General features: G+C 55.4%; 12 protein-coding genes and 2 pseudogenes. 13 read left to right on the forward strand and 1 reads right to left on the reverse strand.

Annotation, left to right across the window (positions count from 1 at the left end):
• The 10 genes from dnaA to dndE form a co-directional block, all read left to right on the forward strand.
• On the forward strand, positions 1-1,578 hold a 1,578-nt coding region (dnaA, locus tag CFB52_RS00005), incomplete at its 5' end, for a chromosomal replication initiator protein DnaA (RefSeq protein ID WP_053524377.1).
• A gap of 170 nt (positions 1,579-1,748) precedes the next feature.
• Complete coding sequence (gene dnaN, locus CFB52_RS00010) at positions 1,749-2,855, forward strand: DNA polymerase III subunit beta (RefSeq protein WP_006756934.1); 1,107 nt, start codon at positions 1,749-1,751, stop codon at positions 2,853-2,855.
• A 191-nt stretch (positions 2,856-3,046) separates the two neighbouring features.
• On the forward strand, positions 3,047-5,521 hold the full coding sequence (gene gyrB, locus CFB52_RS00015) for a DNA topoisomerase (ATP-hydrolyzing) subunit B (protein ID WP_060010871.1): 2,475 nt from the start codon (positions 3,047-3,049) through the stop codon (positions 5,519-5,521).
• 1,250 nt (positions 5,522-6,771) lie between these two features.
• Complete coding sequence (locus CFB52_RS00025) at positions 6,772-8,196, forward strand: DGQHR domain-containing protein (RefSeq protein ID WP_099315881.1); 1,425 nt, start codon at positions 6,772-6,774, stop codon at positions 8,194-8,196.
• 4 nt (positions 8,197-8,200) lie between these two features.
• Positions 8,201-9,913, forward strand: a complete 1,713-nt coding sequence (locus CFB52_RS00030) for a DUF3696 domain-containing protein (protein WP_099315882.1) — start codon at positions 8,201-8,203, stop codon at positions 9,911-9,913.
• Positions 9,914-10,176: 263 nt separating this feature from the next.
• On the forward strand, positions 10,177-10,794 hold the full coding sequence (locus CFB52_RS34070; protein WP_144029705.1) for a hypothetical protein: 618 nt from the start codon (positions 10,177-10,179) through the stop codon (positions 10,792-10,794).
• Positions 10,795-11,288: 494 nt separating this feature from the next.
• A complete protein-coding gene (dndB, locus tag CFB52_RS00035; RefSeq protein ID WP_099315889.1) occupies positions 11,289-12,371 on the forward strand; it encodes a DNA sulfur modification protein DndB in 1,083 nt (360 codons plus the stop codon).
• 33 nt (positions 12,372-12,404) lie between these two features.
• Entirely contained in the window at positions 12,405-13,889 is a 1,485-nt protein-coding gene (dndC, locus tag CFB52_RS00040) for a DNA phosphorothioation system sulfurtransferase DndC (protein WP_099315883.1), read from the forward strand.
• A complete protein-coding gene (gene dndD, locus CFB52_RS00045; RefSeq protein WP_099315884.1) occupies positions 13,879-15,900 on the forward strand; it encodes a DNA sulfur modification protein DndD in 2,022 nt (673 codons plus the stop codon). Before dndC ends, dndD begins: the two co-directional genes overlap by 11 nt.
• Positions 15,890-16,261 carry a DNA sulfur modification protein DndE gene (gene dndE / locus CFB52_RS00050; protein WP_180278176.1) on the forward strand — a complete coding sequence of 124 codons (372 nt, stop codon included), beginning with the start codon at positions 15,890-15,892 and terminating at the stop codon, positions 16,259-16,261. Before dndD ends, dndE begins: the two co-directional genes overlap by 11 nt.
• Positions 16,262-16,390: 129 nt before the next feature.
• Here dndE and CFB52_RS00055 read toward each other — a convergent pair whose 3' ends face one another.
• On the reverse strand, positions 16,391-17,983 hold the full coding sequence (locus tag CFB52_RS00055) for a DNA phosphorothioation-associated putative methyltransferase (protein WP_257219725.1): 1,593 nt from the start codon (positions 17,981-17,983) through the stop codon (positions 16,391-16,393).
• Here CFB52_RS00055 and CFB52_RS34955 point away from each other — a divergent pair.
• From CFB52_RS34955 to CFB52_RS00070, 3 genes and pseudogenes are all read left to right on the forward strand, one after another.
• A pseudogene (locus CFB52_RS34955) lies at positions 17,967-18,445 on the forward strand (transposase); the annotation flags it as partial. The gene CFB52_RS00055 and the pseudogene CFB52_RS34955 overlap by 17 nt on opposite strands.
• A gap of 61 nt (positions 18,446-18,506) precedes the next feature.
• Positions 18,507-19,520, forward strand: a complete 1,014-nt coding sequence (locus tag CFB52_RS00065; RefSeq protein ID WP_099315887.1) for an IS110 family transposase — start codon at positions 18,507-18,509, stop codon at positions 19,518-19,520.
• 244 nt (positions 19,521-19,764) lie between these two features.
• Positions 19,765-20,109 (forward strand): annotated as a pseudogene (locus CFB52_RS00070) (DDE-type integrase/transposase/recombinase); the annotation flags it as partial.
• Between the last annotated feature and the right edge of the window lie 85 nt (positions 20,110-20,194).

Here is a 20,194-nt window from a genome sequence, read left to right on the forward strand (position 1 = left end):
ATGAACGATTTCTGGCAACACTGTTCCGCACTGCTGGAGCGCGAGCTGACGCCCCAGCAGTACGTGACGTGGATCAAACCCTTGGCCCCGGTGGCCTTCGATGCGTCGGCGAACACGCTGTCCATCGCCGCGCCGAACCGCTTCAAGCTGGACTGGGTCAAGAGCCAGTTTTCGGGCCGGATCAGCGATCTGGCCCGTGAATTCTGGAACACGCCGATCGAAGTCCAGTTCGTCCTCGATCCAAAGGCCGGCATGCGCAGCGCCGCGGCAGGCGCCGCACCGGCCGCGCCGCGTGCGCCGCTGGCGCCGAGCGGCCCGGCCGCGACGGTCGCCGCGATCGCCGCCAACCTGACCGCGAATGCCGCCGCCGCGCCCAGCGCGCCGGCCGACGTGCCGATGACGCCGTCGGCGGCCGCCGCACACCACCTGAACGCCGACGACGCCGACATCGACCTGCCGAGCCTGCCCGCGCATGAAGCAGCGGCCGGCCGCCGCACGTGGCGTCCGGGCCCGGGCGCCGCACCCGCAAACGGCGGCGAAGCCGATTCGATGTACGAACGTTCGAAGCTGAACCCGGTGCTCACGTTCGACAACTTCGTGACCGGCAAGGCGAACCAGCTCGCGCGCGCCGCCGCGATCCAGGTCGCGGACAACCCGGGCATCTCGTACAACCCGCTGTTCCTGTACGGCGGCGTCGGCCTCGGCAAGACCCACCTGATCCACGCGATCGGCAACCAGCTGCTGCTCGACAAGGCCGGCGCGCGAATCCGCTACATCCACGCCGAGCAATACGTGTCGGACGTGGTGAAGGCGTACCAGCGCAAGGCGTTCGACGACTTCAAGCGCTACTACCATTCGCTCGACCTGCTGCTGATCGACGATATCCAGTTCTTTTCCGGCAAGTCGCGCACGCAAGAGGAATTCTTCTACGCGTTCGAGGCGCTCGTCGCGAACAAGGCGCAGGTGATCATCACCAGCGACACGTATCCGAAGGAAATCTCGGGCATCGACGATCGCCTGATCTCGCGCTTCGACTCGGGCCTCACCGTCGCGATCGAGCCGCCGGAGCTGGAGATGCGCGTCGCGATCCTGATGCGCAAGGCGCAGTCGGAAGGCGTGAATTTGTCGGAAGACGTCGCGTTCTTCGTCGCGAAGCACCTGCGCTCGAACGTGCGCGAGCTCGAAGGCGCGCTGCGCAAGATCCTCGCGTATTCGAAGTTCCACGGCCGCGAGATCTCGATCGAGCTGACCAAGGAAGCGCTGAAGGACCTGCTGACCGTGCAGAACCGGCAGATTTCGGTCGAGAACATCCAGAAGACCGTCGCCGACTTCTACAACATCAAGGTCGCGGATATGTATTCGAAGAAGCGCCCCGCGAACATCGCGCGGCCGCGGCAGATTGCGATGTACCTCGCGAAGGAACTCACGCAGAAGAGCCTGCCGGAAATCGGCGAGCTGTTCGGCGGGCGCGATCACACCACCGTGCTGCACGCGGTGCGCAAGATCGCCGACGAGCGCAGCAAGGACGCGCAGCTCAACCACGAGCTGCACGTGCTGGAACAGACGCTGAAGGGCTGAGCGCGCGCACCGCGCTTGATAATTCGGCCTCCGCCCCAATTTAAGGGGGGCGGTTCGGTTTTGAGGCACAATACTGGTTTGACCGCCCCGGTGGTGGCGGGCCAAGAGCCCGGCCGGCGGGGCGCTGCGTGGCTGCTGCGCTGCAGGCCGTTACTCAACGAAGGAACTCTATGCAACTGGTCAAGACCGAACGAGACACCCTCCTCAGGCCGCTGCAAACGGTCAGCGGCATCGTCGAACGCCGCCATACGTTGCCGATCCTCGCCAACCTGCTGATCACCAAGAACGGCCCGGACGTTTCATTCCTGTCGACCGACCTGGAGCTGCAGATCACCACGCGCGCCGATTTCGGCGTCGGCGGCGACCAGGTCGCGACCACCGTCGCGGCGCGCAAGCTGCTCGACATCCTGCGTGCGATGCCTGACGGCCAGGTCACGCTGTCGCTCGCCGACAAGCGCCTCACCGTTCAATCGGGCAAGAGCCGCTTCGCACTGCAGACGCTGGCGGCCGACGAGTTCCCGACCGTCGCGCAGGCCAAGGATTTCGGCGCCACGCTCACCGTCCCGCAGAAGTCGTTCCGCCAGTTGCTCGGCATGGTGCACTTCGCGATGGCGCAGCAGGACATCCGCTACTACCTGAACGGCATGCTGCTCGTCGTCGACGGCGACCAGCTGATGGCCGTGGCCACCGACGGCCACCGCCTCGCGTTCTCGTCGATGAAGCTCGAAGGCGGCACGTTCGGCCGCCAGGAAGTCATCGTGCCGCGCAAGACGATTCTCGAGCTGCAGCGCCTGCTCGAAGACATCGACGACACCGTCACCATCGACATCGCGCAAACCCAGGCCAAGTTCACGTTCGGCCAGGTCGAGCTCGTGTCGAAACTCGTCGAGGGCAAGTTCCCCGACTTCCAGCGCGTGATCCCGAAGGCGCACAAGAACACGTTCGAGATCGGCCGTGAAGAGCTGCAGCGTTCGCTGCAGCGCGCGGCGATCCTGACCTCGGACAAGTTCAAGGGCGTGCGCTGCATCATCGCGCCGGGCCAGCTGAAGATCATGTCGACCAACGCCGATCAGGAAGAGGCGCAGGAAGAACTCGAAATCGCCTACCAGGGCGATACCGTCGACATCGGCTTCAACGTCACGTATCTGCTCGACGTGCTCGCGAACCTGAAGGTCGACACCGTGCAGGTGAGCCTCGGCGACGCCAGCTCGAGCGCGCTGATCACCGTGCCCGAGAACGACGAGTTCAAGTATGTCGTGATGCCGATGCGCATCTGACGCGCTCGACATCGCGACACACACCAGGGGGCGGCAAGCCCCTTTGGCGTTTTTATGGCGAACCGACAACCCGCCCTTTTGATGCCGTTTCGGCACCTGGGGCGGGCCAGGAAACTGGAGCGGCCCGGCGATTTCTCGCTGAAACGCACCGCGCCGCCACGAGAGTGGCCCCGCAGAACCGGAAGATATCCATGAGTGAACAGCACAATTCGCAACCCGATAACAGCAGCTACGGCGCCTCGTCGATCCAGATCCTCGAAGGTCTGGAAGCGGTGCGCAAGCGCCCCGGGATGTACATCGGCGACACGTCGGACGGCACCGGTCTGCACCACCTCGTGTTCGAGGTGCTCGACAACTCGATCGACGAAGCGCTGGCCGGGTACTGCAACGACATCCACGTGACGATTCACGCCGACAACTCGATTTCCGTGGTCGACAACGGCCGCGGGATTCCGACCGACGTGAAGATGAACGACAAGCACGAGCCGAAGCGCAGCGCCGCCGAGATCGTGATGACCGAGCTGCACGCCGGCGGCAAGTTCGACCAGAACAGCTACAAGGTGTCCGGCGGCCTGCACGGCGTGGGCGTGTCGTGCGTGAACGCGCTGTCGAGCTGGCTGCGCCTCACCGTGCGCCGCGACGGCAAGAAGCGTTTCATGGAGTTCCACCGCGGCGTCGCGCAGGATCGCGTGATCGAAGTGGTGGACGGCGTGGAAGTGTCGCCGATGCTCGTGACCGGCGACACCGAGAACCGCGGCACCGAAGTGCATTTCATGGCCGATCCGACCATTTTCGGGACCGTCGAGTATCACTACGACATCCTCGCGAAGCGGATGCGCGAGCTTTCGTTCCTGAACAACGGCGTGCGGATTCGCCTCACCGACCTGCGTTCCGGCAAGGAAGACGATTTCGCGTTCGCCGGCGGTGTGAAGGGCTTCGTCGAGTACATCAACAAGACAAAGACCAACCTGCACCCGACCGTGTTCTTCGCCAACGGCGAGAAGGACGGCGTGGGCGTCGAAGTCGCGATGCAGTGGAACGACAGCTACAACGAAAACGTGCTGTGCTTCACGAACAACATTCCACAGCGCGACGGCGGCACGCACCTGACCGGCCTGCGGGCCGCGATGACGCGCGTCATCAACAAGTACATCACCGACAACGAAATCGCGAAGAAGGCGAAGGTCGAGACGACCGGCGACGACATGCGCGAAGGGCTGTCGTGCGTGCTCTCCGTGAAGGTGCCGGAGCCGAAGTTCAGCTCGCAGACGAAGGACAAGCTGGTTTCTTCCGAGGTTCGTGCGCCGGTTGAGGAAGTTGTGGCGAAGGCATTGGAAGAGTTCCTGCTGGAAACGCCGATCGACGCGAAGATCATCTGCGGGAAGATCGTTGAGGCCGCGCGTGCGCGTGATGCTGCTCGGAAGGCGCGTGAGATGACGCGTCGGAAGGGCGTGCTCGACGGCGTCGGCCTGCCGGGCAAGCTCGCGGACTGCCAGGAGAAAGACCCGGCGAAGTGCGAAATCTACATCGTCGAGGGTGACTCGGCAGGTGGGTCGGCCAAGCAAGGGCGCGACCGCAAGTTCCAGGCGATCCTGCCGCTGCGCGGCAAGGTGCTGAACGTCGAGAAGGCGCGCTACGACAAGCTGCTGTCGTCGGAACAGATCGTCACGCTCGTGACCGCACTTGGGTGCGGGATCGGCAAGGACGATTACAACCTCGAGAAGCTCCGCTATCACCGCATCATCATCATGACCGACGCGGACGTCGACGGTGCGCACATCCGGACGCTGCTGCTCACGTTCCTCTATCGCCAGATGCCGGACATGATCGAGCGCGGGTACGTGTATATCGCGCAGCCGCCGCTTTACAAGATCAAGGCGGGCAAGGACGAGCGGTATCTGAAGGATGACGTGGAGCTCAACGCGCATATGCTGCGGTTGGCGCTGCAAGGGTCGGAGCTGGTGCCGGGTGAGAATGCGGCGGCGATTTCGGGCGATGCGCTTGGGGAGTTGGCGCGGTCGTATTTGCTGTCGCAGAGCGTGATCGAGCGGTTGAGCCGGTTGTATGACCCGGCCGCGCTGGAAGCGGTCATGGACGGCGTGGTGATTGATCTTTCCAATGAGGAGTCGACTGAGGCTTCGGCTAAGGCGCTGCATGCTGCATTGCATGATGAAGCGCTGAAGAACGAAGTGCGGGTTGTGCCTTCGTATGACCCGGTTCGCGAACAGCGGGCGCTGCATGTCGAACGGACACATCACGGCAATGTGCGGGTTTCGGTCATCGACCAGGAATTCCAGCACACGGCGGATTATCAGCAGCTTGTGACCACCGCGAATACGTTCAAGGGGCTTATTGGAGAAGGTGCGGTCATCAAGCGCGGTGAGCGCAGCATGGCCGTTACAGATTTCAAGAATGCGATGAAGTGGTTGCTTGCAGATGCAGAGCGGAACGTGTCGAAACAGCGTTATAAGGGTCTCGGCGAAATGAACCCTGAGCAGCTGTGGGAAACGACGATGGATCCGGCGGTGCGGCGACTGCTGCGTGTGCAGATCGAGGATGCGATTGCGGCAGATGGGATCTTTACTACCCTTATGGGGGATGAGGTCGAGCCGCGGCGAGCATTTATCGAGTCCAACGCGTTGCGCGCGGGTAACATCGACGTCTGACGCATATTAATTCCAGTGGCGTCAGAGAAACTACCGCTGACGTCACGGTTTATTTCTAAGCGAAAAAGTTAGTGGCACGAACCGACACAGTGACTTGATACGCAAAGAAAGGAAGCTACAAAGTCTGTGAAACTAGCGCAACAATCTCGCGGTACAACGCTCGAGCGATTGCAACGTGCTCGATATTCGTCCATCCCAAAAGATCCGAGGGCGCAGCCTCATCTATAGGAAATCGAGAACATTCTCGCAGTGTTTTGAAGAGTCCAAAATCCCCGAAATTCACAATACCGCGCATCGCATTCTCGTAGGCTGCCAACAGTAGCGCAAGCAAACGAGGTGTCGCGCCAAGTTCTCGCTGAACGATCCTTGCTAGCCATATCAGCGTGCTAGATCACTCGTTTGATGCATTGACTTGATTGAGCTAATACTTGCCCATTTCACACTTTTACACTCCGCAAAGCCGTCGATCGCATTTCAGCCTACGGGAAAGGCGCTAGTGGTCCATTAACCCCTGACGCCTTATCCGCATTGACGGGTAGCATCCCCCCCACCAGCGGACACCGAAATAACAGATATGCAATTAGCACGGAGGCGCGGAGAGCTGCGTGCTAGAGCACATATCGGCCAAACGGTCACCATGACACCGGCGAGCATTTAAGCATGTTACGATTTCTTCCGACTCAATGAGAGCACTCGGAACACATGCTTGATTACACGGAGCGTACGAGGGCGGACCTCGGCGTCGTTACCTTCGCCACTGCTGCTGCGCGCTACGTCCCTCGGACTAGCGGCATCTATCAACTCATTCCAATCCCTTACAGCTACTCTGAATTGGCTTACCCAGGCCTAGCAGAGAGGTACCTCCAGGCGCTCCATGGCGGTGTCCTCTCAATGGGGCGCCCCATTGCCGCTGAGGTCATGGCCGCGACGAACAAGCTTCTCCTCTCCGTCTCTCAAGCCGGAATAACACCACATAGTCATTTTGGCCAATGCGCCCCGGAAGCACTGATCAGCGTCGCGATTATGTTTCCGCCGATCTACATAGGACAAGCAAGCGATCTTAAGGTCCGATTCCTGAATCACCTCCAAGGGCGAGGTTCGCGTGTCCGAGAAGAGATGCAGCATCTAGGCCTCTCCGACTGCCTCACTTATTTCCGCTGGACTGAGGTAAGCGAAGTGCATTTGGATAGCATTGAAGCCGTTTTAATCAAGACACATCAACCAATATTAAACACTCTTTTGAGATAAACATGAAAATTGATTCAATTCCGCAACCCACCACCGACATTTATGCAATGAAAGGGGAATTTAGTGGAGTCACTTACTTCATGACAACACTTTCCCTATCGGAGTGCCGAGAGCAACTGCATGTTGAAAATACTAATGAAGTAAAGACGTTCCGGGAGCGGATACAACGTACGCTCGACAAAGATCGGGCGCAAGAAATTTGCGAAAAATATCTTAAGAAGCATCAACTACGATTCTTCAATAGCTTAGTGGCCGTTCTCGTTCCAGCAAAAGGAAAAAACAAAGGTTACTACGAATTTAAGCCATTTTCCTCAGACAGTCAGCCGCTTCCCTTTGGCATCTTAAAAATAGCCACATCAATTCAGCGAGTTGTGGTCGATGGGCAACATCGCCTCACGGCGCTGAAATATGCAGAAGACTATTCCCGGCAATTGGATTACGACGAAACGCTAAGAATCCGCGAACTAAATATTCCAGTCGTATTCTTAGTGTTTCCCGAAACCGGCGGAGAGGGATTCAACAATATTTATGAGGATATTGACAAAAAAATTGGCGACAATGCACGTCGAATTTTTGTTGATCTCAACAAAAATGCAAAGAAGGCAGATAAAAAGACGCTTTACATACTTGACGACAGCGATTTTTCAGCAGTAGCCGCACGGCAACTGATCGAAAGTAATACGGATTTTGAACTATTCACTCGCTGGCACGGCAATGGCACCACACTATCGGACTCGGACCATTGTTTCACGACTATCGAAATCCTTGACTTCATGGTGCAAAACCTTCTCGGCGAGCTTGAAGAAATCGCCTCGTCTCGGTATGACCTTACTGCAGATGAGGAGCGCGAAGAGGCACTGCAGAAATATTTCTTCAAACCGGCAAACAATTCCCTGGAAGGGCTCAGCGTTAGTCAGTTCCTGGATGCGTTCTTCTTCGAAATTGGCTTTTTCGATGAGTGGAAAGCGAAAATTCGGGAAATTTTGGGGAGCGACCCAACATTACAACCTGCACCTCAAACATCAACACTGGCTCAGCGGAGATCTATCAAGGAGTTACGCCAAGGATCACTTCTGGCAACTGTAATCGGTCAAAAGGTAGCATTTAAAGCAATTCTCGAGGCTTTCCCGCATTTTCCAGGAAAAACGGGGAGCGAAAGCTTACATTCCGTGCTTTCACGCTTCAATAAGCTTTTAGAATCGGGGCTGTACGATCGCAAGCAGTCGATATGGGATGAGTTTCTTCTTCGAGCTGGCAGCAAGATAAGAATCAATGCGGAAATTCCATCTGCCACTCTATTGCGAGCCCTTCTGGAAAGAACCCCTGCTGCAGCAATGGCTCCGAGGTTCCAGGCGTGGTTTGAAGAGGGAGTAGGTACGTCGAATACGCCGATAGCGTATGAAGAAGCCTTAAAAATCTTGGTTTAATATTATGCTCGAACAGATTAAAATAAAGGGGTTCAAAACTTTCTCCGAACGGACCCTTATCGATTTGAAAGATATTTCGATCTTGGCGGGAACAAATAGTGCCGGGAAAAGCACTGTCATCCAAGTACTAACTGCCTTCAAGCAATCAATAGAAGAACCAGCTTCTGTTGGAAGTCTGGAACTGAATGGGCCATACGTTCGACTAGGTGGATTCAAGGATACCGTCTCGCGAGGAGCAGAGAGTCCGACTTTCCAGCTTGGGTTCTGTGCCAAATCGCATGCTGGCCAAGCTCACATTGACTACTCTTTCCATGAGCAATCTGGTCGGCCCGTAGTTTCCGAGATACGCTACGCGAACGAGTCAGGGGAAGTTTGCTACGGCGCTCGGAATATACCTGCCGGTGTTACGGTCGTCTTGGCAAAACTTGGCCTTCAACACGCTCTTGCGTCAGAGAAGCGACCAGATGTTTGGGTTGCAATGGCCGGTCCAATTCCACTATGGGAGATTTCGTTTGAATCTTCCGATTCCAATACCTCTCGGCAAGAGCATCTGAGGGAAACTGCAAATGGCCGCATTATAGAAATTACCAAAGCGTTACTAGAACGCACCCCCGCCTCGGGGGTTTACGCCCGCGCCGCAATTGAAGGAATCGAAAGAGGTATTGTAGATCGGTCGCTAGACGAAATCAGTACGTCACTAGATTCACTGCTTGTGGCTTCTGATCTACCCCGTCAGAGAACGCTAACGGAAGAATTAATCAATGAAATCGGCTCACATATCGTAGTGGAAAGTCTCACCGCCAGCCAAATATCAACGTTGGAACGGCTTTTTCTTTTTTCTGAAACTGAACTTGACGTGGTGGCCACCTGCGAATTATTGGCAGAAGAGGCGGCCGCGCTTCCCGAGGGAGGATATTCTGTTAGACAGGGCGCCGACGGGAAATCAATTTCCAATTTTATTGCTGAAATTTTCTCCAAACTTCTTTACCTGGGCCCGCTTCGGCGCCCGCCAATGCTCTCGTACGCAGATAAATCCGAGACTCTGTGCAAAATCCTACCGGACGGCACAGGTCTCATGGCGCATTTGAAAAGTAGTTGGAACGATTCGACAGAATTCAGCCCTCCATTTGGCACAAAAGAGCACTTGACAGTGGGAATTTGCGTCAATTTATGGAGTCGCTATCTCGGAATATGTGAAGGCGTCGAGATCAGCGGTGAACCAGGATTCGATTACGAAATCAAATTTGCTCCATTAAGGCATTTTGACGAAAAAGGCGGCGAGCAGGTACTTGATCTGCCTACGAACGTCGGCGTTGGCGTAACGCAACTTTTACCCATAATCGGCTTACTGATAATCGCTCAGAAAGATTCGACGTGCCTCTTTGAACAGCCGGAACTTCATCTCCATCCGTCAGCACAAACAAAATTGGCGGAACTATTTGTTGCTGCCGTAAAATCAAATAGACAACTGATTATCGAAACACACTCCGAGCACCTCATTAATGGCATTAGAATCGCTGTAGCCAATCAACTTATCGATCCCAAGCAAATCGAAATGATGTTCGTTTCACCCGGTCAAAGCGGTAGCTCGATTAGGAAAGTGGAAATGGATAAACGTGGTCTGATTGAAGATTGGCCGAACGGATTTTTCGATGAATCAGAGAAAGGTGCAGTCAAACTATTGAGCGCAGCCCTAAAAGCAGGCCAAAAACAATAATGTTCGCCCTCTTAGACCCTACCGCCTACTTGCCATTACAGGTCGAGCAAGACGAATTACCAGAATTTCTGTCTACTTTGGATGGAATAATAGAATTGCTGTTGACCTCGAACGGTTCAGTCACTCCGAGTATATGCGAAGACACCGCCCTCGTAATATTTGAAGAGTATGGTGCCCTACAGGCACGCGGTGGATACTATCGACTATGCGCGTCGACTCTAGTTCAAGTATCCAATAGACACCTACTCCCCCTAGATCGATTTTTGGAGGCAACTAGCGCCGAACTTGATTTACCCGTCAGCAGTGAGGTGGAAAAGAGGTATTCTCGCGACAAATTTAAATGCTTCGCAAGTGTTGCGGCCAGCGGACTTATCGATGAACACAACAACACGTTCATCATCTCAAACAAATATACTCTACTGCCTGCGGTCGAGAACAAACTTTCATTGCTATATTTATCGAGAAATGCAGATATTGAACTACTTTCCGCTCCGTTTCTTGACAAAACCGAGCTACTTCTCGATAGTTACGGCATCGTTGACCCCTCCATCGTGAAAGAATTAAAGACGGACAAACCAGTTCAATTTGTCTGGGAGAAGACTGGGCACACGGCATCCCCGCATCAAAAAAGAGTAATCGAAACCACGTGTAAAAATTCCGGAGTTGTCATCAGGTCTGCGACGACTTATCACAACCCTCACGGCCCAACTGACAGATCGGTGGTGCAACTTCGTGACGCCGTAGACGAAGTGCACTTCACTGTTTGTGATAACGGCGACGTATTATGCGGCATATTCAAGACTAGGGCGACAACGCTCATTGAAGCGAAAACATGTTTGCATTTAATCTCAACCCATTTTCGCAATGCATTAGAAAGATAGTAATACGGTAGATTTTAAACGTCCGCGCTGACCCGCGACCACGCTTCCCAACAAAGATTGCGAACTCGCTCTCATGGGAACCACCCAAGGCGCGTTAAGCTCGGATTTCGCGTCCGATGCAGCGAGAATCAGAGGCCCCTTAGAACGGGGCCGCCTGACCGACACAGCACAGACGTGCTGTGTCAATTTTCGGAAAACATCATAGTAAACATGTCGCTCAGTGGCATTGGTCACGGCTCTATACACGCCGGACCTCTGGAGCAACTCTCGTTGGCAGGTGCAGCTGCACGAGGGGGATTGTCACCTCAGCAACCTGTGACATAGGGTCGGGAGGCGCGTACCAACGCGCATGGGCTAACCAACCTCCGCAATCTCTACTGCACCGAATCGAAGCAGCGTACAGATAGGACGTTTGGAAGTGTGCCGGGCCGGTGGTATTGCCTTCCTGGAAGTGATAAAATCAACGCAGTCCCGGCCCTAGTTGGATGCGAAAGATGGATGAGCAAGGCTATTTCCATACATTCCCTGCAGCTCAGGGGCGACAGGCGGGGAGAGACTTCTTCATCGCGATGTGCCCCCTACGCATGGTGCCGCGTCTTTTCGTGTTTGACGAAGAAGAAGTCCCGCCGGAGCTGCGTGCACAGCGGACGCTAAATCGAGCTCGAGTACCAGAGATTGCTCACTACCTCACGTCCAACCCGACGTCGTACGTATTGTCTGCGCTAACGGCTTCAGTAGATGCGAGGGTTCGTTTCGTCCCATATGACACTGGCAGCCACACTTCGTTAGGCCATCTCCAGATCCCGATGGATGCCAGAATCCTGATCAATGATGGCCAACATCGTCGAGCCGCTATCGAAGAAGCCATCCGTGAAATGCCGGAATTGGGGCAGGACAATGTCCCCGTACTTTTCTTTGTTGACGAAGGACTGGTTCGCAGCCAGCAAATGTTCGCTGACCTCAATAAGTACGCCGTTCGTCCGAGCAACTCCCTAGGAACGTTGTACGACTACCGTGACCCTGGGTCCGATCTAGCTCGCTATCTAGCCGCTGAGTGCCTCGCATTTAGAGGGCTGACTGAGATGGAAAAGTCCAGCATATCCAATCGATCGACAAAGCTTTTCACACTCAGCAGTATCAAACACGCAAGTAGAGCGTTACTGCGGAAGCAACAGAAGGACGAAGTGTCTATCGAAGAAAAGTTGTTGGCGAAGGAGTATTGGGATTCCGTTGCAGAGAACATCCCCGACTGGGGGCGAGCTCGGGCAAAGGAGGCATCCACCGCGGAATTGCGCCAGGAATACGTCCACGCGCATGGCGTCACCCTTCACGCACTGGGCATCGCAGGAGCAGAACTGCTATCGAAGCGCCCCAAGAACTGGAAGAGCGCTCTCAAAGCACTGCGGCAGGTCGACTGGTCGCGGTCCAATCACAAAGTGTGGGAAGGGCGGGCCATGGTACACGGACGCATCAGCAAAGCGTCTACCAATGTTCAGCTGACTGCCAACTGTATCAAGACGACACTTGGTCTTGCGCTGTCACCAGATGACAAAGTACTCGAACAGCAAGTCCAGTGATGGACTCGTGTTACTAATTCATTCCCGAACCCGATGAAACACCTCGAACTTTCCCGCGAAGACATCCTGCGAGTGTACGCGGCCGACACACGGCCGTGGGTGATCGGCTATAGCGGCGGCAAAGATTCCACTGCAGTGGTCCGATTGGTTTTTGAGGCACTCGCGTCGCTGCCGAAGGCTAAGCGCACGAAGCAAGTCTTCATCGTCTCTTCGGACACTCTTGTCGAGACGCCCCTTGTTGTGAACTTGATTCGCGACTCGCTTGCAAGCATGAAAGCCGCCGCGCTTGAGAAGCAACTCCCGATTGAGGTCGCTGATCCCGTTACACCCAAAGTCAGTGAGACGTTCTGGTCGAACCTGATTGGCAAGGGGTACCCTGCACCGACTCGTCAATTTCGCTGGTGTACTGAGCGAATGAAGATTGATCCCGTCAGCGAATTCATCACCGAAAAGGTGGCGGCGTATGGCGAGGTCATCGTCGTGCTGGGATCCCGGATGCAAGAAAGTGCTTCCCGTGCTCAGGTTATGAAGAAGCATCGCATCGAAGGCTCTCGACTTGCACGCCACAATTCGCTCGCGAACGCTTACGTCTTCACGCCTATCGATATGTGGAGTGCCGATGATGTCTGGGAATACTTGTTCTCAGGGCCTGCACCATGGGGCGGCGATCATCAAGCGCTCTTTGACCTTTATAAAGGGTCCAACGCAGGGGAGTGCCCGCTCGTCATCGATACGAGCACCCCGTCGTGCGGTAATTCTCGGTTCGGTTGCTGGGTATGCACCGTTGTGCAAAAAGATCGGGCTATGGATGGCTTGATCGAGACGGGTCATACCTGGATGGTGCCGCTCCGTGACTTCCGAAATCAGCTTTTCGATACAACGTCGCCTGACAGGAAACGAGAATTTCGAAATGCCCGTCGAAGGGATGGCTCGATCACCGTCTCCGTCAAGCAGGAAGGCGCAGAGCAAGTCACCAAGCACGTCCTTGGGCCCTATCGGCTGGAGTACAGGAAGCAGCTCCTTCGGCAGCTCCTCGAGAACCAAAAGCTGATCGACGCCACCAACCCTGGCAGCAAGTATGAGCTAATTACCAAGGCCGAGCTTGAGCGCATTCGTGTCGAATGGCGTCAAGACCCAAACGAGCCCGACTGGGAGGATTCCGTGCTTAGCATCTATCACGATGTGATGGGCAAAGCACTGGACTGGGACATCAACGATGACTTCATCTTTACCGGAGAAGAAGCACGGCTTCTAGACCAGCTTTGCTCCGAGCACGGACTTCCGAGACAACTCGTGATGAAGCTTCTCGAACTCGAAGTCTCGTACGAGGGATACGCTCGCCGTTCAAACCTTCAACGTGAACTGTCGGAGCTCCTGTCCCGCGACTGGTCCGACGAGACAGTTGCGGTACGCAAAGAGACCGCCAAGAAAGTGAAGGTTGGGACCTATGTGAAGCAGGAGGAAGACCTGCAAAAGAAATACGCTGAACTCGGAAAGGTATTGGGCGATGCTGCTTGAGCAATTGACTATCAGTGACATTGGGACCTATCGTGGTCAACATGTCGTTGATCTGGTTCCACGAACCAAATATGGAACGAAGCGTCCGATCATTCTGTTCGGCGGACTAAACGGCGCAGGCAAGACAACTCTGTTGACTGCTGTGCGCCTTGCGCTGTACGGCCGTCAATCAGTCGACATGTCTGTCACTCAGAAGGACTACAACGCGTTTCTTCGCGGTTTGATCCACGCGCCAGCCAATCAACTCGTCCGAGCGGACCGCGCCTACATCGAGCTTCGTTTCGCTCACGCTCGTCTAGGCGAGAAAATCCATTATCGCGTCGAGCGAAGCTGGATCGATCGAGGCTCGTCGGTGGAGGAAACTCTACGCGTGTTCAAGGACGGTAACGACGCCCCGTTGCTCGCCAACGACCAAGCTCAGGCATTCCTCTCGCAGTTGGTTCCCGAAGGGGTATCTCAGTTCTTCTTCTTCGACGGAGAAAAGATTGCTGAGCTCGCAAACGACGATGGGAACGAGGTATTAGCCGATGCCATTCGACGGCTGCTAGGACTCGACGTCGCAGATCGTCTCGCTAGTGATTTGACCATCTACCAACGCAATCGAAGAGCGGCAGAAATGGATGCCGCCATGAAGGCCGAGCTAGCAGAGCTGCAGCAACGATATGACGAGCTGATTCAGAACATCGCGAAGTCGGAAGACACGTTACGGCTGGAGATAAATCCGGAGCTGGATGCGCAAAAGCTCGAGATGGAACGCAAACAGGCTGCGTTGAGTGATCGTGGCGGTGCATGGGCCGTTGATCGCGAAGCCGTTGAAGCGGAACTGGTGGAGCTTCGCGTCCTGCGCCAGGAGCATGAGCACCGGATCAGAGAACAGCTGGCAGGTCTCGCGATCTTTAATCTCGTACCGACCCTTTCCGCCAAGGTCTCACGGACGTTAGAACGCGAGCAATCGATCTCGGAAGGTGTAGCAGTTGGACGCGCGCTTACATCGAAGGTAAAGGCGCTGAAGACTCAGTTGGCAAAAATCGAAGAGCTCAAAAAAAATAAGGGCATCGTTGACGAAGTTGTCGATAGCTGGGTTGCTGAACTCTCCAAGAACATCGGCATCGGTAACGCAAAGCCACTCCATGGCCTGACCGCAGCTGACGCCGCGCGATTTACCGAAACCTTCAAGCGAAGCACCGCTAGCAGTGCCCGAGAATTGCAGACGATGCTCCGGGCTGCGGAGGATATCGGTCAACGCGAGGTGGAGCTTCAAGATCGCCTTTCGCACGCGCCATCTGAAGAGTCTATTCAGGACGCTTTTGCAGACCTCCAAGAAGTGACGAAGGCCGTTGCTGAGCTCGAACTTCGCAAGCGAGTTCTGCTCGAAACAATCCGAAGCCAGCTTTGGCTTGCGATCGATGTAACACGTAAACTGAAGAGGGCTGAACTGCGTGCTCAGCAAGCAGGCACGACTGAGGAGGCAGACTCATTGGCGTCCAACGTTCAGACCGTCCTCAACTCCTTCAAGGTGTCGGCCGCCGAAGAGAAGTGCAAGCTATTGCGTATGCATTTTGTTGCCGCCTTTAAGCGCTTGGCGCGCAAAGACGACATCGTAACTGACGCACACATCGACCCGAAAACATTCGAACTTACTTTGACCGATCGTAACGGTGCGCCGATTCCCAAGAAGCGCTTGTCTGCCGGCGAAAAGCAGATTTTCGCGGTGGCAATGCTTGAAGCTCTCGCGAAAACTTCTGGCCGAAACCTTCCGATCATCATCGACACGCCTCTTGGTCGACTCGACAGCAAGCACCGCACCAAGCTCGTCGAATCGTATTTCCCAGTCGCGAGCCATCAAGTGATTGTCTTGTCGACCGATACGGAAGTTGATCAATCATTTTATCAAGGGCTGCAACCGTACATTTCGCACGCGTACCATCTCAGCTTCGATTCGCAAGAAGGGTACACGAGTATAGATGAGGGCTACTTCTGGAAGCGTGAGGAGGACGTCCGTGCTGCCTAAGAGAATCCGTATTTCCAAATCCGCCGCCGACGCATTGAAACTGCTGAAGGCAAGAACTGGAGTCACCCCTAACATCGTCTGTCGAATGGCGTTGCTTATCTCCCTCGAGAATGGGCGCGCTGGTGGACTTAAGGAAACAGATGGCGCAGGTAGTGAATTCAACGCTCCCACGTTGTTTGGTGAATTTGGACTTCTGATTGAATGCCTTTTGAAGCAAGTCCATGGAGAGTTAGATAGCAAATCAGCAGCAGCAGTCATTGCCAGCCACATTGACGATGGGCTCGAGGTCCTAAAGAAATCTCGTTCGTTGCTGGACCTAGTTCGTCACAGTAACTTGGATGAACTAGTTGCTCAAGCGTAACGTCTGAGCCTCAAAGATTAGGTCAATTTTTTTACGCGTCGTTTCCGCACCGTGCTGCAGTTCGCGCTACCTATTGGAGCGTTGAGCTGCAGCGCGCCCGAGGTTCCGCAGCGATATTCCTTCCGATCGTTAATTACGAGAAAAAGGGCGAGGAATACGTCGCCCCGTAGCCGACTCGCGCATCTCGTACGCAACACGCTGAGGCTTCTCTGCGTAGCTAACGTGTATAGGTCGCCCCTTTCCGTAGAAGTACAGTCGATCAAACGGTAAATTCTCCATGATCCAACGACTGACCTCTTCCATGTCCTCGTCAGGAACAATGAAGTCGCAGGCAGCACCTCCCCTGTCACAAATCAACTTTCCTTCCGAACTACGCTCGTATAAAGCATGCTGATCCAGTTCAGGAGCAATGCGCCCCTTGATATGTTTGCTCAACGCATGCGAACAGAACCCATACGTCAGCTTGATTCCACCGAAGTAATCGATCACTGGATCCAAGATCTTCGTTGCTAGATCATGCAGCGCATTGAACGATTCTGGTTGCCGCGGAACATTCTCGATTCTGGAACTCTGCTGCGTTTCGCCACACTCGATGAAGTCGCGGTAGCGAAAATACTTCCCGCACGGCTGCTCAACTGGAGGAATGATTTCACTTCGCCGAAGCGAGAAGCCGTGGACCGATCGCCGGTGTACCTCGAGCAAGTCAGCAAGCTCTTGTGCGGACACTCCATGCCCATCCAAATCAAACAGCTCAAGTTGTTCGAGTTCTGTATCAAATGCCGACTGTTCGGCATATCCGGGATACTCCTCGTTCAGGTAGCGAGATTTGAAATACAAATGCGGTTTTTCGTATCGCCCTCCGTACTCGAAGATCTCATAGTCCTGTCGCCGAATGTTTACCTTTATCCGTCGCACCATCAGAGGTAACGGAGAAGTATTGAAGTTTTCATATTCAAACAATGAAAGCTTTCCGGATAACGAATGAATCTTTATCAACTGAGCTTCACTAGCTTCGCCATACACCAAGAGGCCGCATCCGACGTAGGCGCGGAGAGCGACAGGAAGCCGATCTATCACGGTGACATGCAGGTGTAACGCATCCTCTTTATCCAAGTAACCGATACCTTGTTCCGCAGCTAGCCGAGCAGCTGTCCGGATTGTATCCAGATTGGCCGCATCCTTAAGCAACTGCATGCCCGCATCTTGAGCAGTTTGATAGTCTCCGAAAAACGCCTTGATATCTCGCTGCAATCTCGTTTCGAGACTCCGGTATCGCCGCCGTTTAGAGAACTGCCCCATTGCAAAAAATAGACGGAGATCATCGGCACGCACGGTCGCGGCGCGGGACAGCAGCGACCAATCAAAATTGGTCTCGATGAAGCGTACCGCACGTCGAAAAGAGCCAACATGCCCTTCGATCTCTGCAAGAAAAGGTACTTCATCACTCTCCGGTATTCTTCCAAGATCTACAGCGATCTCCCATAACCGCACCAGCGTCTGCCGAGCAGCGTCCGACAACCTTTCGTAGGCACTGAAAGATCGGCGAGGTTGTGCCGTGCGTTCTTTATGAGGCGACTTGAGGATTCGGCTCGACAGCCCGCGACGGCGATATCGATTGGCGGTAAACCGCTGCTCGACATTCTTTGACCTGCTCCCCGCGTTTAGTACGGTGACGGTGTAGAGTCCGTTCCAGAGAGGAACGGCAATGAAAAAGCGATTCACCGAAGAACAGATCATCGGCATCTTGAAGGAAGCCGAGGCAGGCCTGAAGCCGGCGGAGCTGTGTCGCAAGTACGGTATCTCGGAAGCGACCTACTACAACTGGAAAGCAAAGTTCGGCGGGATGACGGTCTCCGAAGCGCAGCGCCTGAAGGAACTGGAGCAGGAGAACAGCAAGCTCAAGCGTCTGTTGGCCGAATCGATGCTCGACAACGCCGCGCTGAAGGACCTGCTGGCTCGAAAGTAGCAAGCCCGCAGGCCAAGCGCGAAGCGGTCCGGATATTGATGACCGAACGTGCCATGGGTGTTACCCGGGCCTGCGGGCTGGTAGGGATTTCGCGCTCGCTGTTCCACTACGAATCACGCCGCCGAGTTGATGACGAAGCGCTGACTGGCCGCATGATGGCCATCGCCGCGCAGAAGCGCCGCTACGGCTATCGCCGGATTCACGTGCTGTTGCAGCGGGGATGGCTGCTTCGCCAACCACATGCTGTAATTGCGTCTCCGGCTAACGACGGAGGCTGCCATGGAAACGTATGTGGGTCTCGATGTATCGCAGAAGTCAACGGCGGTTTGCGTAATCGATGGGGACGGTAATCCCGTCTGGCGCGGAATAGTAGCATCGGATCCGCAGGCTATTGATAGCATCATCCGACAGCAAGCCCCCGAGGTCCGGCGCGTCGGAATGGAAACTGGCCCTCTCGCAGTATGGTTCTATCACGCACTGCGAAATCGAGGTGTTCCTGTTGATTGCATTCATGCCCGCCACGTGCACGCAGCGCTCGCGACGCAACTGAACAAGACTGACAGCAATGACGCGCGCGGCATCGCTCAACTCACGCGCAGTGGCTGGTATCGTGCCGTCGAAGTCAAAAGTATCGCGAGCCACGAAGTCCGGCTGCTTCTTGGAGCGCGCAGTCAATTGGTCAGTATGCGTACCGGCCTGTACAACCAGATCCGCGGGGTGCTCAAAACCTTTGGTGTTGTGCTGCCTCCTGGTACGCGCAGCGCATTCGAGAAACTCGTCGAGCAACATACGCCATCGACATCGCTAATCCGTGGCGTAGTTGACATCCTGCTCGACAGTTGGAGGCATATAGACAGGCAAGTCCGTGAGACCGATAAGGCGCTTGAACGGATTGCGCGCGCCAGCGATGTGTGTCGTCGTCTGATGACGGTCCCCGGTGTCGGCGTGAAGACAGCAGTGGCATTCGCTGCTGCAGTCGACAATCCGGATCGATTTCGCCGTGTCGGCGATATTGGTCCGTATCTTGGTCTAACGCCAAGGAAGTACCAATCAGGGGACGTCGACCATAACGGTGGAATATCCAAGACCGGCTGCCGGCTGACCAGACACATGCTGTTCGAGGCGGCGTCGGCTTTGCTCCTGCGTCATAAGCGCGACTGCGCAATCCGACGCTGGGCGCAGGCACTGATTCCCCGGATTGGCCTGCGCAAAGCACTGGTTGCAACCGCTCGCAAACTCTCGACGCTGCTGCTCTCAATGTGGAGAAGCGGCAAGGAGTTCATCCCGGGATAGCCACACGCTCGCCGTCGCAAGTCGCTTTACCTGCAACAACTGCGGTACCGGTTCATCCAGGCTGATTACGTCGCCTCAACGATTCCTTGACGCGCTTTGCGGGAAAACCGCGGCAATCACATCGGAACGTTGTAGCGACTCTCTGACGGCATGTTGTGGCGTGAACACGACCACGAAGACGACAAGGAAACGGCTGGTCTGAACCCTTTCCAGGAGGATGATCTATTGACAGCAATTAGACGACAAGCGCATCTGGCGCCTGTACAGCAAGGCGGGGCTGAGCGTGCGCAAGCGACGACACAAGCGTATTGCGGCTGTCGAGCGCACGCCGCTGCCGTTACCAACAGGCCCGAATCAGAGCTGGTCGATGGACTTCGTTTCTGACGGGCTGGCCTATGGTCGGCGGTTTCGATGCCTGAACGTGGTTGACGACTACACGCGCGAGTGCTTGGTCATCGAGGTCGATACATCGCTGCCGGGCTTACGAGTGCAGCAAGTGCTCGAGCGGCTCAAGGAGATGCGAGGCTTACCCGCATCCATCACGGTCGACAACGTTCTAAATGCAAGCGGAATGTGCAACGCAAGGTAAAACGGTGCCGCGCACACGGCGAGATGCAGTGCGCGAGCTGTCAAAGAGCGAACGACAACCAACCAGTGGTCTTCCGCGGCATCGG

The sequence above is a fragment of the Burkholderia sp. AU18528 genome (assembly GCF_002223215.2).
Taxonomy (GTDB): domain Bacteria; phylum Pseudomonadota; class Gammaproteobacteria; order Burkholderiales; family Burkholderiaceae; genus Burkholderia; species Burkholderia semiarida.

Bases quoted from the DNA above. Each gene is read 5' to 3' on its own strand.
- CFB52_RS00025 (WP_099315881.1), top strand. From the start codon at position 6,772: ATGAAAATTGATTCAATTCCGCAACCCACCACCGACATTTATGCAATG.
- dnaN (WP_006756934.1), top strand. From the start codon at position 1,749: ATGCAACTGGTCAAGACCGAACGAGACACCCTCCTCAGGCCGCTGCAA.
- dndC (WP_099315883.1), top strand. From the start codon at position 12,405: ATGAAACACCTCGAACTTTCCCGCGAAGACATCCTGCGAGTGTACGCG.
- CFB52_RS00065 (WP_099315887.1), top strand. From the start codon at position 18,507: ATGGAAACGTATGTGGGTCTCGATGTATCGCAGAAGTCAACGGCGGTT.
- dndD (WP_099315884.1), top strand. From the start codon at position 13,879: ATGCTGCTTGAGCAATTGACTATCAGTGACATTGGGACCTATCGTGGT.
- dndB (WP_099315889.1), top strand. From the start codon at position 11,289: ATGGATGAGCAAGGCTATTTCCATACATTCCCTGCAGCTCAGGGGCGA.
- gyrB (WP_060010871.1), top strand. From the start codon at position 3,047: ATGAGTGAACAGCACAATTCGCAACCCGATAACAGCAGCTACGGCGCC.
- CFB52_RS00030 (WP_099315882.1), top strand. From the start codon at position 8,201: ATGCTCGAACAGATTAAAATAAAGGGGTTCAAAACTTTCTCCGAACGG.